We start from the raw sequence: 13,920 nt of genomic DNA on the forward strand, positions 1-13,920 counted from the left end.
GCATTGGACAAGCTGCAGAAAATCCTCTCGGCCGATCGGGCGATGACGCTTTCGGGCGTCCCCTCCGGCTTCCAGCCCTGGCTCGCCGCCGACCTTGCCCGCGCCGCCTTTCACAAAGGCGGCCGCGCCGTCTTCGTCGCGCCGGACGAGGCCGGGATGCGCGCGATCGTGGACTCCGCTCATTATTTCGCGCCGGAGCTCGAGACCCTGGCCTTCCCGGCCTGGGACTGCCTCCCTTACGATCGCAGCTCGCCGTCGCTGCGCTCGACGTCGGAGCGACTGGCGACGCTGCACGCGCTCCAGCGCAAGCTCGACAAGCCGCAGCTCCTCGTCACCACCGTCAATGCGGCGCTCCAGCGCACCTTGACGCCCTTCCGCATCCGCCAGCTCGTCGCCCGCCTGGCTCCGGGCGAGCGCATCGGCCTCGACCGTCTCACCGCCCTTCTTCAGGCCAACGGCTATTCGCGCACCGACACGGTTGCCGATGCGGGCGAATATGCGGTGCGCGGCGGCCTCGTCGACCTCTTCCCTTCGGGCGAGGAGCAGGCGCTCCGGCTCGACTTTTTCGGCGACGAGATCGAGAGCGTACGCCGGTTCGATCCGGCGACCCAGCGCAGCATCGAGCGGATCGAGGGCTTCACCCTCCTTCCCGCGTCCGAAACCCTGCTCGACGAAGACAGCGTCAAGCGCTTCCGCTCGGGCTATCGCGAGCTGTTCGGCGCGACCGCCACCGGAGACCCGCTCTACCAGACGGTGTCCGAAGGCCGCCGGATCGCCGGCATCGATCACTGGCTGCCTTTGTTCGAGGAGCGGCTGGTGCCGTTGTTCGACCATCTCTCCGATGCCGACATCGTCGTGCGCGACCCCGGCGACAGCGGCGCCGCCTCCGCGCGGTTCGAGGCGGTTGCCGATTATTACGAGAACAGGCAACGCGCCGAGACCGGCGCGGCGGGCAGCTACCGGCCGCTCGCGCCCGAGCGGCTCTACCTCGTCAAGGCGGAATGGGAGGAGATCGTCGCCTCCCGTCCGCTCCACTTGGTGACGCCCTTCCATGAGCCCGAAAGCGCGAAGGTTCTCGACTTCGAAGTCGAGCCCGCCCGCGACTTCGCGCCGGAGCGCACCCAGAACGAGAATGTCTACGAATCAGTCGTCGCCCATGTCGCCGAGCTGCGGCGGGGCAAGCGCAAGGTCGTCCTCGCCAGCTATTCGGCCGGCGCGCGCGAGCGCCTCAAGGGGCTGCTCGCCGACCACGGCCTCGCCAAGGTCGCCGTCGCCGACGACTGGCAGGAGGCGCTCGGCGCGCCAGCCAGGGGCCAGGTCGCGCTCGCCGTCATCCAGCTCGACCACGGCTTCACGACGCGCGACGTCGCCTTGCTCACCGAGCAGGACATGCTCGGCGACCGCTTGGTGCGCCGGCGCAAGCGCAAGAAGAGCAACGAGGCCTTTCTCAACGAACTGGCGACGCTCACCCCCGGCGACCTCGTCGTTCATGCCGATCACGGCATCGGCCGCTATGAGGGCCTGACCCAGATTCCGGTGCAGAAGGCGCCGCACGACTGCGTCGCGCTCGAATATGCCGGCGGCGACAAGCTCTACGTACCGGTCGAGAATATCGACATCCTGTCGCGATACGGCAGCGAGAGCGACGGCGTCGCGCTCGACCGGCTGGGCGGCGAGGCCTGGCAGCGACGCAAGTCGCGGATGAAGGAGCGGATCCGCGAGATTGCCGGGGAGCTGATCAAGATCGCGGCGGAGCGGGCGCTTCGCCCGGGCGCAGTGGCCGAGCCCGACACCGGCTATTCCGCCTTCGCCGACCGCTTCCCCTACGAGGAGACCGAGGATCAGGATCGCGCGATCGCCGACGTCATCGGCGATCTCGGCCAAGGGCGGCCGATGGACCGGCTGGTCTGCGGAGACGTCGGCTTCGGCAAGACCGAGGTGGCGCTCCGCGCCGCCTTCGTCGCCGCCATGGGCGGGTTGCAGGTGGCGATGATCGCACCGACCACCCTGCTCGCCCGGCAGCATTACCAGAATTTCAAGGAGCGCTTCCAAGGCTTCCCGATCGAGATCGGCCGCCTCTCCCGCCTGGTCCCCGCCAAGGAGGCGAAGGAGACCAAGGAGGGGCTAAAGGAGGGCAAGATCGACATCGTCATCGGTACCCATGCCGTGATCGCGAAGTCGGTCGAGTTCAGGAAGCTCGGCCTCGTCATCGTCGACGAGGAGCAGCGCTTCGGCGTGACCCACAAGGAACGGCTGAAGACGCTCCGCACCGATGTCCATGTACTCACCTTGACCGCGACTCCGATCCCGCGGACGCTGCAGATGGCGATGTCGGGCCTTCGCGAGCTCAGCGTCATCCAGACCCCGCCGGTCGATCGCCTCGCGGTGCGCACCTACGTGATGCCCTGGGACCCCGTCGTGATCCGCGAGGCGCTGCTGCGCGAGCATTATCGCGGCGGCCAGAGCTTCTTCGTCGTACCCCGGATCGCCGACCTGCCCGACATCGAGCAGTTCCTGCGCGAGGAGGTGCCGGAGGTCCGCTACGTCGTCGCCCACGGCCAGATGGCGGCGACCGAGGTCGAGGAACGGATGAGCGCCTTCTACGATCGGCGCTACGAGGTGCTGCTGTCGACCACGATCATCGAGAGCGGGCTCGACATACCGAGCGCCAACACGCTCATCGTGCACCGCGCCGATCGCTTCGGCCTCGCCCAGCTCTACCAGCTGCGCGGCCGCGTCGGCCGGGCGAAGACTCGCGCCTACGCCTATTTCACCACACCGGAGGATCGGCTGGTCACCGAGACCGCCGACAAGAGGCTGAAGGTGCTCGCGAGCCTGGAGAGCCTCGGCGCCGGCTTCGAGCTGGCCACCCATGACCTCGACATACGCGGCGCCGGGAACCTGCTCGGCGACGAACAGTCCGGCCATATCAAGGAGGTCGGCTTCGAGCTCTACCAGTCGATGCTCGAGGAGGCGATCATGGAGGCGAAATCGGGTGGCCTCGCCGAGGCACGCGAGCATTTCTCGCCGCAGATCACGGTCGACGCGCCGATCCTCATCTCGGAGGACTATGTCCCGGACCTCGACCTGCGCATGGGGCTCTACCGGCGGATGAACGAGCTCGAGAGCAGCGAAGAGATAGAGAGCTTCGCGGCCGAGATGATCGATCGCTTCGGCAAGCTCCCGGAAGAGACCGCGAACCTGCTCAAGGTGATCGAGATCAAGCTCAACTGTCGCAAGGCCCATGTCGCCAAGCTCGATGTCGGCGCCAAGGGGGCGCTCGTCCACTTCTTCAACGATACCTTCCCGGACCTCCCCGGACTGCTCGCTTATGTCGAGCGGCTCAAGGGAACGGCGAAGCTGAGGCCGGACAGCAAGCTCGTCATCACCCGCAGCTGGCCCGATGCGCAGGCGCGGCTCAACGGTGCGCTCCAGCTGTCCAAGGGCCTGGCGAAGGTGGTCGGGTAGGTCCGCCGGCGGGGCCGAGGTACCTCGTCTGTCCTCCGCGCGATCGCGCGGGGAGGATCGTCGTCGCGGCGTCAGCTGGCGACGATCTTTTCCAGCGCGGCGGTATCGACCGGCGGAGCGCAGAGGAATCCCTGGTAGAGGGTGCAGCCTTCCTCGGCGAGCAACGCGAGCTGCTCCTCCGTCTCGACCCCCTCGGCCACGACGTCGAGGCCGAGCGATCGGGCCATGTCGATGACGCTTCGCACGACGATCCGGTCGCGCGTCGATCCCGCTATGTCCTGGCTCAGCCGCTTGTCGATCTTGAGATAGTCGAGCGGCAGCGCCTTCAAATAGGCGAGGCTGGAATAGCCCGTTCCGAAATCGTCGATCGCGACCCGCAGCCCGCCGCCGCGCAATTGGGCGAGCAGCGCACCCGCTCCGCCGAGATCCTCGATGAGGCCGCTTTCGGTGACCTCGACCGTCAGCCGGTCGGCAGCGAAGCCGCTCTCCCCGACCAGCGACAGGAACTGGGCGGCGAAGCCCGGGCGAACGATGTCGGCCGCGGTGATGTTGACCGAGAGGCGCAGCCGGGCGAGCGGCTCCGGCCACGCGGCGGCCTCGGCGATCGCCCGCCGCTGAACATGTTCGGACAGCTGCGCGATATAATCGGATCGCTCGGCGACGCTGAACAGGGTGGAGGCACCGAGCTCGCCGTAGCGCGGATGCATCCAACGGGCGAGCGCTTCGACGCCGACGATCTCGCCGCTGGCGATGGCAACCTGCGGCTGGAACCGGATCTCGATCTCGCCTTGATCGAGCGCGCGCCTGAGGTCGACCTCGAGCCGCTCGCCGCGAGCCGTATCGCTCTCCGCCCCCTCCTCGAGCACCCGCACGGGTGCGCTGTCCGGCGCCTTCGCCTCGGCCAGGGCAACGCTGGCGCGGCGGAGCAACCCCGCGGCATCGTCGCCTGGCTGGGCGATGGCGACCCCGGCGCGGCTGCCGAGGGAGACGACATGGTCGCCCGACATGAACGGCCGTCCGATCGCCTCGACCAGCTCGCCGGCGAGGAAGCGGCCGTCCTCGAGCGTCGCCGGGGGCGCCAGCAGGACGGCGAACTCGGCGCCGGCCATGCGTGCCACCAGGAGTCGGCGACCGTCGGGATCGACCTGACGCTCGATTCGCCGCGCGGCCGCCTGCAGCACGGCGTCGCCGACCGGACGGCCGAAAGCGGCATTGATCGCGTCGTAGCGGCTGACCGAGAGCAGGAGCGCGACCACCTGCGCCTGCCCGCCGCCTTCCTCCCCGCTCAGCCGGGCCTCCAGCCAGGCGCGGGCCGCGCGCGCATCGGCAAGGCCGGTGAGCGGGTCGCGGGCGGACGCCGGCCGCGCTCCTTCCGCGGCGATCGTCTCGGTGCGGCCGACGATGCCGCCCTCCGGTCGCGCCCGGACGTGATGCGCCATCCGCCCCGTGCGGCTTTCCAGGTCGGCATGGGCGAAGGCCGTGGCCTCTCCGGTCGAGACGACCCGTGCAACGGCGCTGCGCGCCGCCCGCCGTCCTTCCGGGTCGAGCTTGCGGAACAGCTCCATCAGGCTGATCCGGCGCCCCTCCGCTTCGCCCAGTCCCGCCTTGCGGGCGAGCGCCGGGCTGAGCTCGATCGTCCTCGAGCCCGGCTGCCAGCGCCACGAGCCCCCATCCCCGCGGTCGTCGAGCGCCCGGCGTTGGCCGTGGCCGCCGACGCGATCGGCGTGACGCATCGCGAACTGGAAGGCGTGGACGAGTTGGGCCTCGGTGAAGGGACTGACGAGGAAATGAGTGGCGCCGAGCTTGAGAAAGTCCTCGAGCGCCGCCGAATCGTTGCGCGACAGCAGCACCAGCAGGGCAGCGGCATTCGCCTCGACGGCTTCCGCGACGGCGCGAACCGCCTCGAGGCCATCGCCGAGCGCGCCGCGGGCATCGACGACGGCGACCGCGGCGCCGGACGCGACGAACCGCGCCTCGGCATTCTCGGTCCGGCGCGCCGCCAGCGGCTGCCAGCCCGCGCTCTCCGCCAGCCGGGTCAGTTCGTCGCGGTGGCGGAAGGAAAGGATGAAGAGCGGCGCCGACATTCCGCCCCGGTGTAGCCCCAAGCCGATGGCCGTCCAATCGACCTTCGCCGAACAATCCCGCCTTGGCACATTGACGACATCGCGCCCGCAGCCTTACGCAGGCTTCATGAGCGATCCGAGCACGAAGAAGATGGCGCTGGTCGCCTCCACCACCGCCAACGGGCAGGAGGCCGAGACGCTGCTGCGCGAACGCTACGACTTCGTGCCTCCCGAGGAAGCGGAGCTGATCGTCGCCCTCGGCGGCGACGGCTTCATGCTCTACACGCTGCACCGGATGCTCAATCGCGGCCGCGTCTGCCCCGTCTTCGGCATGAACCGCGGCACCGTCGGCTTCCTGATGAACGAATGGCGATCGGACGGGCTGATCGAGCGGCTCGAGCGGGCGCGCCCGTTCACCGTGGCTCCGCTCGAGATGACGGCGGAAACCGTCTCCGGCGCCATCGTCAAGCATCACGCGATCAACGAAGTGTCGCTGCTTCGCGAGACCCGGCAGACCGCAAAGATCGAGGTCAAGATCAATGACCGTGTCGTTCTGCCGGAGCTGATCTGCGACGGCGTCCTGGTTTCGACCCCGGCGGGATCGACCGCCTACAATCTCTCGGCGCAGGGGCCGATCTTGCCGCTGAGCTCGAAGCTGATGGCGCTGACGCCGATCAGCCCGTTCCGGCCGAGGCGCTGGAGCGGCGCCCTGATCCAGGATGACCTCAAGATCGGCTTCCGAGTTCTCGATGCGGTGAAGCGACCGGTTTCGGCCGTTGCCGACCAGCACGAGGTGCGCGACGTCGCGACGGTGGAGGTGAGCGTCGACCGCACGGACACGCTGACCCTGCTCTTCGATCCGGAACATGCGCTCGACGACCGGATAGTCCGCGAGCAATTTGCCGCCTGAAGCGTCGCCAAGTCTTGCAAGGTCCGCCGGGCCTGCTATGAGGCCCGCCCGGACAGCATGACTGTCCCGCCTCGCGCGAGAGAGAGGCTGCTCCCCGGTAGCTCAGCGGTAGAGCAACCGGCTGTTAACCGGTTGGTCGATGGTTCGAATCCGTCCCGGGGAGCCACTCTCCTTCAAGCCTGCCCCTCCCTGTCTGCCCTCGTGACCGATGCCCGCTCGCGCGCTCGCCGGCGGGCCTCGAAGAAGGGTTGCTTCCGCCGGCGTCCCGGACAAGGTTGAGCCGATGGCACCGGCTCCCTACTGGCTTCTCCCGCTGGCGCTTGCCGGCTGGATCGCCGGCCAGGGGGCCTTCCCGATGGACAGCGGCGGCTGGCCGGGAGCGGCTCAGCTTCCAGCGCAGGCCGGCGCCCGGGCCGCCACGACGGCGAGCGATGAGTCGGTCCCCCGAACGCATGGCTCGGCCGACTGCCCTTTGGCCGTCGATTTCCTCAGCGAGAGCTCCGGCATCGACGGGCAGGCGCTGCAAGATGTCGAGGCGTTTCTCGCCGATCGTATCGAGGTGACGGCGATGGCGCGGCGTCATTGGGGATGGGAGGGCGAGACCACGCTCTGCGTTCAGGTCGGATCCGAGGCTCAAGCCAGAAGTCTGTTCCGGCGGATCCGGCGAGCCCTGCCCGAGCGACCGCAGGCGCCCATCACCGTACGGACAGCCTCGGGCCGTCATTTCAGCCTGCGCCCGGCGCGTTGAATCGCCCCGTCGGCCGCCGCTGCCGGCAGCTAGCAAACAGCTCTCGACGTAGGATTTGAGAATGCTACCTACAGCCTCCTGAAAGAAGGGGGAGATTCGATATGGACGCCACCACTCGCACTGCCATTCGCGCGATCATCTACGGACTGGAGAAGGCCGGGGTCATCGCCGATCCCGCCGTCGCCCATATCGTCGAGCAGCTGCGTCTCGCCGCCGACACCGAGGCGGATTGCGACCGCCAGGACGAGGCCGACGCGCTTCGCGAGCTGGCCGACGACATCGAGGCGGACGCCCGCCTCGACTGAGGCGGCCCGCAACGCTCGTCTCCACCGAGGCCGTCGGGCGAAGGTCGTGTAGTCGAACCATCCGCCAGCGGCCGGCGGCGCGGCCTATGCTCGTCGAGATCGCGCTGGCCGCAGCGGCCGACCTCAGCCGGCGGTCCCGCTCCTGCGCAAACGGCATCGTGACGATCTTTCGGGTGCCCCTATCGCTGGCGCCGACACCGGGCTTGCCACCGGCAGGGCCGGTTGCGAGAAGGTCCGGACTTTCGCCGCATGAGCAGCGTTGGAGGCGGCAAGACAGATGAGCGCGGCCACCGCCCCCCTTCCCCCTGCCCTGCTGCCGGCGCTGGAGATGTTCGACTATGTCGGCATCGCCGTGTTCGCGCTCACCGGCGCCCTAGTCGCCGCCGAGAAGCGCCAGACCTTCGTCACCTTCGTCTTCTTCGCGGTCGCCACCGGGGTCGGCGGCGGCACCACGCGGGACCTGCTCATCGGCGCACCGGTCTTCTGGATGGACGAGAACTGGATGCTCCTCATCTGCTTCGCGGCCGCCTTGCTGGTCTGGATGACGCCGGCGCGTTTCTGGGGCGGCCGCACCTTGCTCTGGCTCGATGCCGCCGGAGTCGCCGCCTATGCGACGTTCGGCGCCAGCAAGGCCATGCTCTTCGGCGTCGCCCCCGTTCCAGCCTTCATGATGGGCGTCCTCACCGCCTGCCTGGGCGGCATCGTCCGGGACGTCCTCGCCGGCGAGCCTTCGATCCTGATGCGGCCCGAGCTCTACGTGACGGCGGCGGCGCTGTCCGCCGGCCTCGTCGTCGGTCTCGCCTTGGCCGGGGCGCCGGCTCTCGGCGGCGCCCTCGTCGCCGCCCTGGCCGGCTTCACCCTTCGCTGCGCGGCGATCGAGCGCGGATGGTCCCTCCCCAGCTATCGTCGTTGAGGCGATGCCGACAAAGAAGTGCCGCCGCGATGGTGCCGTGACGGGTCCGGCTCAGCCTGCCGCCATCGCCGGTTGACGCGCCTGTTGCCTTTCGGCCGCCGAAGCCGAGGCGGCCGAGGGACGCCCCTTCGGGAAGCCGCTGCGGCCGCTATAGTCGCGTGCCTCGCCCCGGCTCCTGGTGCGCTCCGAGCCGAGCTTAGCCGCAATCAGCGAATCGACCAGCAGGAATCCGGCCAGTGCGGCGAGCCCGACGACGACGTTGCGATGCTGCCGGCTGTCGTCCGTCCGGAGGCCGGTGGCGAGCGTGCCGATGTGGATGACGTCCCCGGCCGCGCGGCTCCACATGGCCGGCGTCACCTCCGTGGAGAGCACGCTTATTCCGGCCATCGCCTCCTGGGCGCCGAAGCTGCGGATGAGATTCTCCTTGCCTTCGAGGCCGAAGGTGCGGGCGATACGGCCCGGCGCCGCGACGAAGGCGACGGCGAGCCCGAAGCTCGCCCATCCCATCAGCCGGGCGGCGCGCAGGCTCCAGGTCATGCTCCGGTCGGCGGGACCGCCGGACAAGGTTGCGGCATTCATCTCTTCCTCCCTGTTCACGGCTTCAGCACCACCTTGACGCAGCTGTCCTGCTTGTTCCGGAAAGTCCGATACATGCCCGGCCCCTGGTCGAGGGTCTCGCTGTGGGTGATGACGAACGAGGGATCGATCTCGCCCTCCTCGATGCGGCGGGTGAGGTCGTCGGTCCAGCGTCGGACATGGGTCTGGCCCATGCGGAAGGTGAGGCCCTTGTTCATCGCCATGCCGAACGGGATCTTGTCGACGAGGCCGCTATAGACGCCGGGAATGGAGAGCGTGCCGCCGCCGCGGCAGACATAGATCATCTCGCGCAGGACATGGGCGCGGTCATTCGCCGTCATCGTCATCTGCTTCATCCGGTCCATCATCGAATCGAGATGGGAGGCGGCATGCGCCTCGAGCCCGACGGCATCGATGCATTTGTCCGGTCCCTTGCCGTCGGTGAGCTCGTTGAGGCGCTCGACGACGCTCTCCTCCTCGAAGTCGATCGTCTCCGATCCCGCCGCCGCGGCCATGTCGAGCCGCTCCTTGAGCCGATCGATGGTGACTACCTTGCGGGCGCCGAGGATGAGCGCGCTTCGCACCGCCATCTGGCCGACCGGGCCCGCGCCCCAGACCGCAACGACGTCGCTGCGCTGGATGTCGCACTGGACCGCGGCCTGCCAGCCGGTCGGGAAGATGTCGCCGAGGAACAGAGCCTGTTCGTCGGTGAGGCTGTCAGGAACCTTGATGTGGGTGCCGTCGGCGAAAGGCACACGCAGATAGTCGGCCTGGCCGCCGGAATATCCTCCGGTGAGATGGGTGTAGCCGAACAGGCCGGCGGTGGTGTGGCCGAACACCTTGTCGGCGAGCGCCTTGTTGCGGTTGGAGCGTTCACAGAGCGAGAAATTGCCGCGGCGGCACTGATCGCACTCGTCGCAGTTGATGGTGAACGGGATCACCACCCGCTCGCCCTTCCTGAGCTTGGTCACCCCGCGGCCGACCTCGACAACCTCGCCCATCATCTCGTGGCCCATGATGTCGCCCGGCTTCATCGCCGGAATGAAGTTGTGGAACAGGTGAAGATCGGAGCCGCATATCGCGCAGCTCGTCACCTTGATGATGGCGTCACGATCATCCTCGATCTCGGGATCTGGGACGGTATCGTATCGAATGTCTTCCTTGCCGTGCCACACGAGCGCTTTCACGAATGAGTCTCCTTGGCTGAATGCGACTTGCCGAGCTGAACCAGTCAGCGAAGCGGAGGGTCCGAAGTTCCCGCGGCCGTCCGGCGCATCGGCGCAACCGCTCGCCGCAAGGCCGTTCGTTGCGGAGCAGAAACAGTCGCTTTTTCAATCGCTTGGGATTTCGGCGAAGCAACCGGCGCCGGAACAATTGCCGGCCCGCGTGGGTTCGGCAGGTAAGCATTCGAGGAGGCAAGAATGGCTACCAGGACAAGATCGAAGAGCAGCCAGAGCGACACCGGCCGCCGCCGGAGCGAGAGCCGCTCGGGCGATGACAATGGCTCCGCGTTCAGCTGGGGCAACAGCCAGACCGGCATGATCGCCGCTGCCGCCGTCGCCGGCGCCGCCGTCGGGATCGCCGCCAATTACGGGCGCAAGTTCCTCATCCAGGGCATGGGCGCGGCCGCCGGCGATTGGGCGGACGCGCTTGCCGCCGAGCACAAGGCGACGCTCGCGATCTTCGACAAGATCGAGGCGACCGACGACGAGCAGACCTGGGTGCGTTCGCACCTGCTGATGAAGCTCAAATACGCGCTCGACAAGCATGCGCACCAGGAAGAGAATGTCATCTATCCGGCCCTGCGCGAGGCGAATTCGGCTCACGACGCCGATCACCTCAATTCAGAGCACGGCTATGTGAAGACCTATCTCTACGAGCTCGAGACGATGCCCAATGACAGCCCCGAATGGCTGGCTCGGGTGCGCGACTTCCGCACAATGATCCAGGAGCATATGCGGATGGAGGAGGAGGAGGTCTTCCCCCGCTTCCGCAACACGCTGTCCGACGAGCAGAATTCCAAGCTCAGCGCGATGATGAACAAGGAAGGCCTGAAAATGGCCTGACCCCTTCACGGGTCTCATGCGGGAACGGCGCCGTCCGAAAGGGCGGCGCCGTTTTCGTTTCCACACAGGCAGCGCACCTCCCCAGCTTCATTGCCGGGGAGGGACTAAGTCAGGCCACCGCGCCGTGACAGTGCTTGAACTTGCGGCCGGACCCGCAGGGGCAGGGCGCGTTGCGGCTGGCCGGCGGCGGCACGTCGTCGATCGCGGCGGTCGCCGCCGCCGGCATCTCCCCGGTTAGGATCGGCGGCAGCCGCGACAGGATCGTGCCGGTGCTCGCGTCGATATCGGCCGTGTCGTCCTCGCCGGTGAAGGGGTCGATATGCTGGGTGACGAAGTCCGGCATCACCGGCAATTGCTCCTCCGGCGCCATGAAGCGGGCGCGCGCCAGCGTCCCGGTCACGTCCTCGCGGATCGTGACCAGCATCCGCTCGAACATCACGAACGCTTCCTGCTTGTACTCGTCGATCGGCTTCTTCTGCGCATAGGCGCGGAGGTGGACGACCTGGCGGAGCGCGTCGAGCATCGACAGATGCTCCTTCCAATGATGGTCGAGCGACTGGAGCAGGATGCTCTTCTCGATCTGGATCCAGTCCTCGCTCGAGACCATCTCCAGTTTCTCGGAGATCTGGTCGTCGGCCATCTTCTGGAGCCGGTCGACGAACATCTCCGGATCGACTGCTTCCTCCTTCATCCACTCCTCGAAGGGCGGGTTCAGGCCGAGCACGGCCTGGACGCGCTCCGTCAGCAGCGGAATATCCCACTGCTCCGGATAGGAATTGGGCGGAATCGCCTCGCTGACGAGACCGTTCACCGTTTCCGCCCGCATCTCGTAGACGACGTCGCCGACCGTGTCGGCGTCCATGATGTCGGCGCGCTGCTCGTAGATGACCTTGCGCTGGTCGTTCATCACGTCGTCATATTCGACGACCTGCTTGCGGACATCGTAATTGCGCGCCTCGACCTTCTTCTGGGCGGTCTCGATCGCCTTCGAGATCCAGGGGCTGACGATGGCCTCGCCGTCGGCAAGGTTCTTGTTCATCAGCCGCGCGAACATGGTCTGCGGACCGAAGATGCGCAGCAGGTCGTCGTCGAGGCTGAGATAGAAGCGCGACAGGCCGGGATCGCCCTGACGGCCCGAACGGCCGCGAAGCTGGTTGTCGATGCGCCGGCTCTCATGCCGTTCCGTGCCGAGCACGAACAATCCGCCGGCCTCGATCACCCGCTCCTTCTCCTCGGCCACTTCCCGCTTGATCCGCTCGATGGCGGCATCCTTCTCGGGCCCCTCCGGGATTTCGGCGAGTTCGTCGCCGATGCGGAACTCGACATTGCCGCCGAGCTGGATGTCGGTACCGCGGCCGGCCATGTTGGTCGCAATCGTGACCGCACGCAGCCGGCCCGCCTGCGCCACGATATGAGCCTCATGCTCGTGCTGGCGGGCATTGAGGACGGCGTGGGTGATCTTCTCCTTCTTGAGATATTCGGAGAGGAGTTCGGATTTCTCGATGGAGACGGTGCCGACCAGGACCGGCTGGCCGATCGCCTGCTTCTCCTGGATCGCCTTGGTGATCGCGGCGAACTTGTCGTCCTGATTCTTGTAGAATTCGTCGTCATCGTCCTGGCGACGGACCGGCTTGTGCGTCGGTATGGTGACGACGTTCATCTTGTAGATGTCGTAGAACTCGGCGGCTTCGGTGGCGGCGGTTCCGGTCATTCCCGACAGCTTCGGATACATGCGAAAATAATTCTGGAAGGTGATCGACGCGAGAGTCTGGTTCTCCGGCTCGATCTCCACCCCTTCCTTCGCCTCGACCGCCTGGTGCAGGCCCTCGGACCAGCGCCGGCCGTCCATCATGCGGCCGGTGAAGGGGTCGATGATGACGACCTTGCCGTCCTTGACGATGTAATCGATGTCGCGACGGAAGGCGATGTTGGCGCGGAGCGCCTGGTTGAGGTGGTGGACCACCTGGGTGTTCTCGTAATCGTAGAGATTGGAGCCGACGAGCAGGCCTTCGGATTCGAGGAGGCGCTCCATGCGCTCGGTGCCGTCCTCGGTCAGCAGGACGCGCTTGTCCTTCTCGTCATATTCGTAATCGTCCGGGGAGATCTCCTTCACGATCCGGTCGAGTGCGAGATAGAGCTCGGACTTGTCGTCGGTCGGCCCGGAGATGATCAGCGGCGTTCGCGCCTCGTCGATGAGGATCGAATCGACTTCGTCGACGATCGCGAAATTGAATGGCCGCTGGACCATGTGCGCGCGCTCATATTTCATGTTGTCGCGCAGATAGTCGAAGCCGAATTCGTTGTTGGTGCCGTAGGTGATGTCCGAATGATAGGCCTCGCGCCGCTGCGCGTCGGTGAGGTTGGGAATGATGACGCCGACGGTGAGGCCGAGGAAACGGTAGATCTGCCCCATCCATGCGGCGTCGCGCCGGGCGAGATAGTCGTTCACGGTGACGACGTGGACGCCCTTGCCTTCGATCGCATTGAGATAGGTGGCGAGGGTAGCGACGAGGGTCTTGCCCTCGCCCGTCCGCATCTCCGCGATCTCGCCGCGATGGAGGACGACGCCGCCGATCATCTGGACGTCGTAATGGCGCTGTCCGAGCGTCCGCTGCGCGGCCTCGCGGACGGTGGCGAAGGCCTCGGGCAGGATGTCGTCGAGCGTCGCGCCGTCGGCGAGGCGAGCCCGGAACAATCCGGTCTGCCCGCGCAGTTCGTCGTCGGACATGGCCGAAACGGTGGGCTCGAGAGCGTTTACCTGCTCGACGATCTTGCGAAGCGAGCGGACGTAGCGGTCGTTGGACGACCCGAAAATGGCTTTGGCAAATCCGCCGAACATACTGGAATCCTGATCTTACGGAGGAGCGCCGG

10 protein-coding genes, 1 tRNA gene and 1 pseudogene are annotated in these 13,920 nt (G+C 67.2%); 7 read left to right on the top strand and 5 right to left on the bottom strand.

What is annotated here, in order from left to right; all coding sequences use genetic code 11:
* Positions 1 to 3 precede the first annotated feature (3 nt).
* Complete coding sequence (gene mfd / locus DDE10_RS03565; protein ID WP_114951307.1) at positions 4 to 3,468, top strand: transcription-repair coupling factor; 3,465 nt, start codon at positions 4 to 6, stop codon at positions 3,466 to 3,468.
* A gap of 71 nt (positions 3,469 to 3,539) precedes the next feature.
* Here the strand turns inward: mfd and DDE10_RS03570 are convergent, their stop codons facing one another.
* Positions 3,540 to 5,552 (bottom strand): putative bifunctional diguanylate cyclase/phosphodiesterase, encoded by a 2,013-nt coding sequence (locus DDE10_RS03570; protein ID WP_114951308.1) that lies wholly within the window; start codon positions 5,550 to 5,552, stop codon positions 3,540 to 3,542.
* A gap of 106 nt (positions 5,553 to 5,658) precedes the next feature.
* On the opposite strand from DDE10_RS03570, the gene DDE10_RS03575 reads away from it, so the two are divergent.
* From DDE10_RS03575 to DDE10_RS03595, 5 genes are all read left to right on the top strand, one after another.
* Positions 5,659 to 6,441 (top strand): NAD kinase, encoded by a 783-nt coding sequence (locus tag DDE10_RS03575; RefSeq protein ID WP_114951719.1) that lies wholly within the window; start codon positions 5,659 to 5,661, stop codon positions 6,439 to 6,441.
* Positions 6,442 to 6,532: 91 nt separating this feature from the next.
* Positions 6,533 to 6,607, top strand: a tRNA-Asn gene (locus DDE10_RS03580).
* 117 nt (positions 6,608 to 6,724) lie between these two features.
* Positions 6,725 to 7,189 (top strand): hypothetical protein, encoded by a 465-nt coding sequence (locus DDE10_RS03585; protein WP_114951309.1) that lies wholly within the window; start codon positions 6,725 to 6,727, stop codon positions 7,187 to 7,189.
* A gap of 101 nt (positions 7,190 to 7,290) precedes the next feature.
* Entirely contained in the window at positions 7,291 to 7,494 is a 204-nt protein-coding gene (locus DDE10_RS03590; protein ID WP_114951310.1) for a hypothetical protein, read from the top strand.
* Between the two features lie 277 nt (positions 7,495 to 7,771).
* Positions 7,772 to 8,407, top strand: a complete 636-nt coding sequence (locus DDE10_RS03595; protein ID WP_114951311.1) for a trimeric intracellular cation channel family protein — start codon at positions 7,772 to 7,774, stop codon at positions 8,405 to 8,407.
* A 51-nt stretch (positions 8,408 to 8,458) separates the two neighbouring features.
* Here the strand turns inward: DDE10_RS03595 and DDE10_RS03600 are convergent, their stop codons facing one another.
* Positions 8,459 to 8,986, bottom strand: coding sequence for a hypothetical protein (locus tag DDE10_RS03600; protein WP_114951312.1), 528 nt, complete (start codon positions 8,984 to 8,986; stop codon positions 8,459 to 8,461).
* Between the two features lie 14 nt (positions 8,987 to 9,000).
* Positions 9,001 to 10,170, bottom strand: a complete 1,170-nt coding sequence (locus tag DDE10_RS03605) for a zinc-dependent alcohol dehydrogenase (RefSeq protein ID WP_114951313.1) — start codon at positions 10,168 to 10,170, stop codon at positions 9,001 to 9,003.
* A 234-nt stretch (positions 10,171 to 10,404) separates the two neighbouring features.
* Between DDE10_RS03605 and DDE10_RS03610 the strand changes: the two genes are divergently transcribed.
* Positions 10,405 to 11,049 carry a hemerythrin domain-containing protein gene (locus DDE10_RS03610; protein WP_284734418.1) on the top strand — a complete coding sequence of 215 codons (645 nt, stop codon included), beginning with the start codon at positions 10,405 to 10,407 and terminating at the stop codon, positions 11,047 to 11,049.
* A 109-nt stretch (positions 11,050 to 11,158) separates the two neighbouring features.
* On the opposite strand, the gene DDE10_RS24030 is transcribed toward DDE10_RS03610, so the two are convergent.
* Positions 11,159 to 11,275, bottom strand: a complete 117-nt coding sequence (locus DDE10_RS24030; RefSeq protein ID WP_432653706.1) for an SEC-C metal-binding domain-containing protein — start codon at positions 11,273 to 11,275, stop codon at positions 11,159 to 11,161.
* A 50-nt stretch (positions 11,276 to 11,325) separates the two neighbouring features.
* A pseudogene (gene secA / locus DDE10_RS03615) lies at positions 11,326 to 13,888 on the bottom strand (preprotein translocase subunit SecA); the annotation flags it as partial.
* Between the last annotated feature and the right edge of the window lie 32 nt (positions 13,889 to 13,920).

The organism is Sphingosinicella terrae, assembly GCF_003347635.1.
Lineage (GTDB): Bacteria > Pseudomonadota > Alphaproteobacteria > Sphingomonadales > Sphingomonadaceae > Allosphingosinicella > Allosphingosinicella terrae.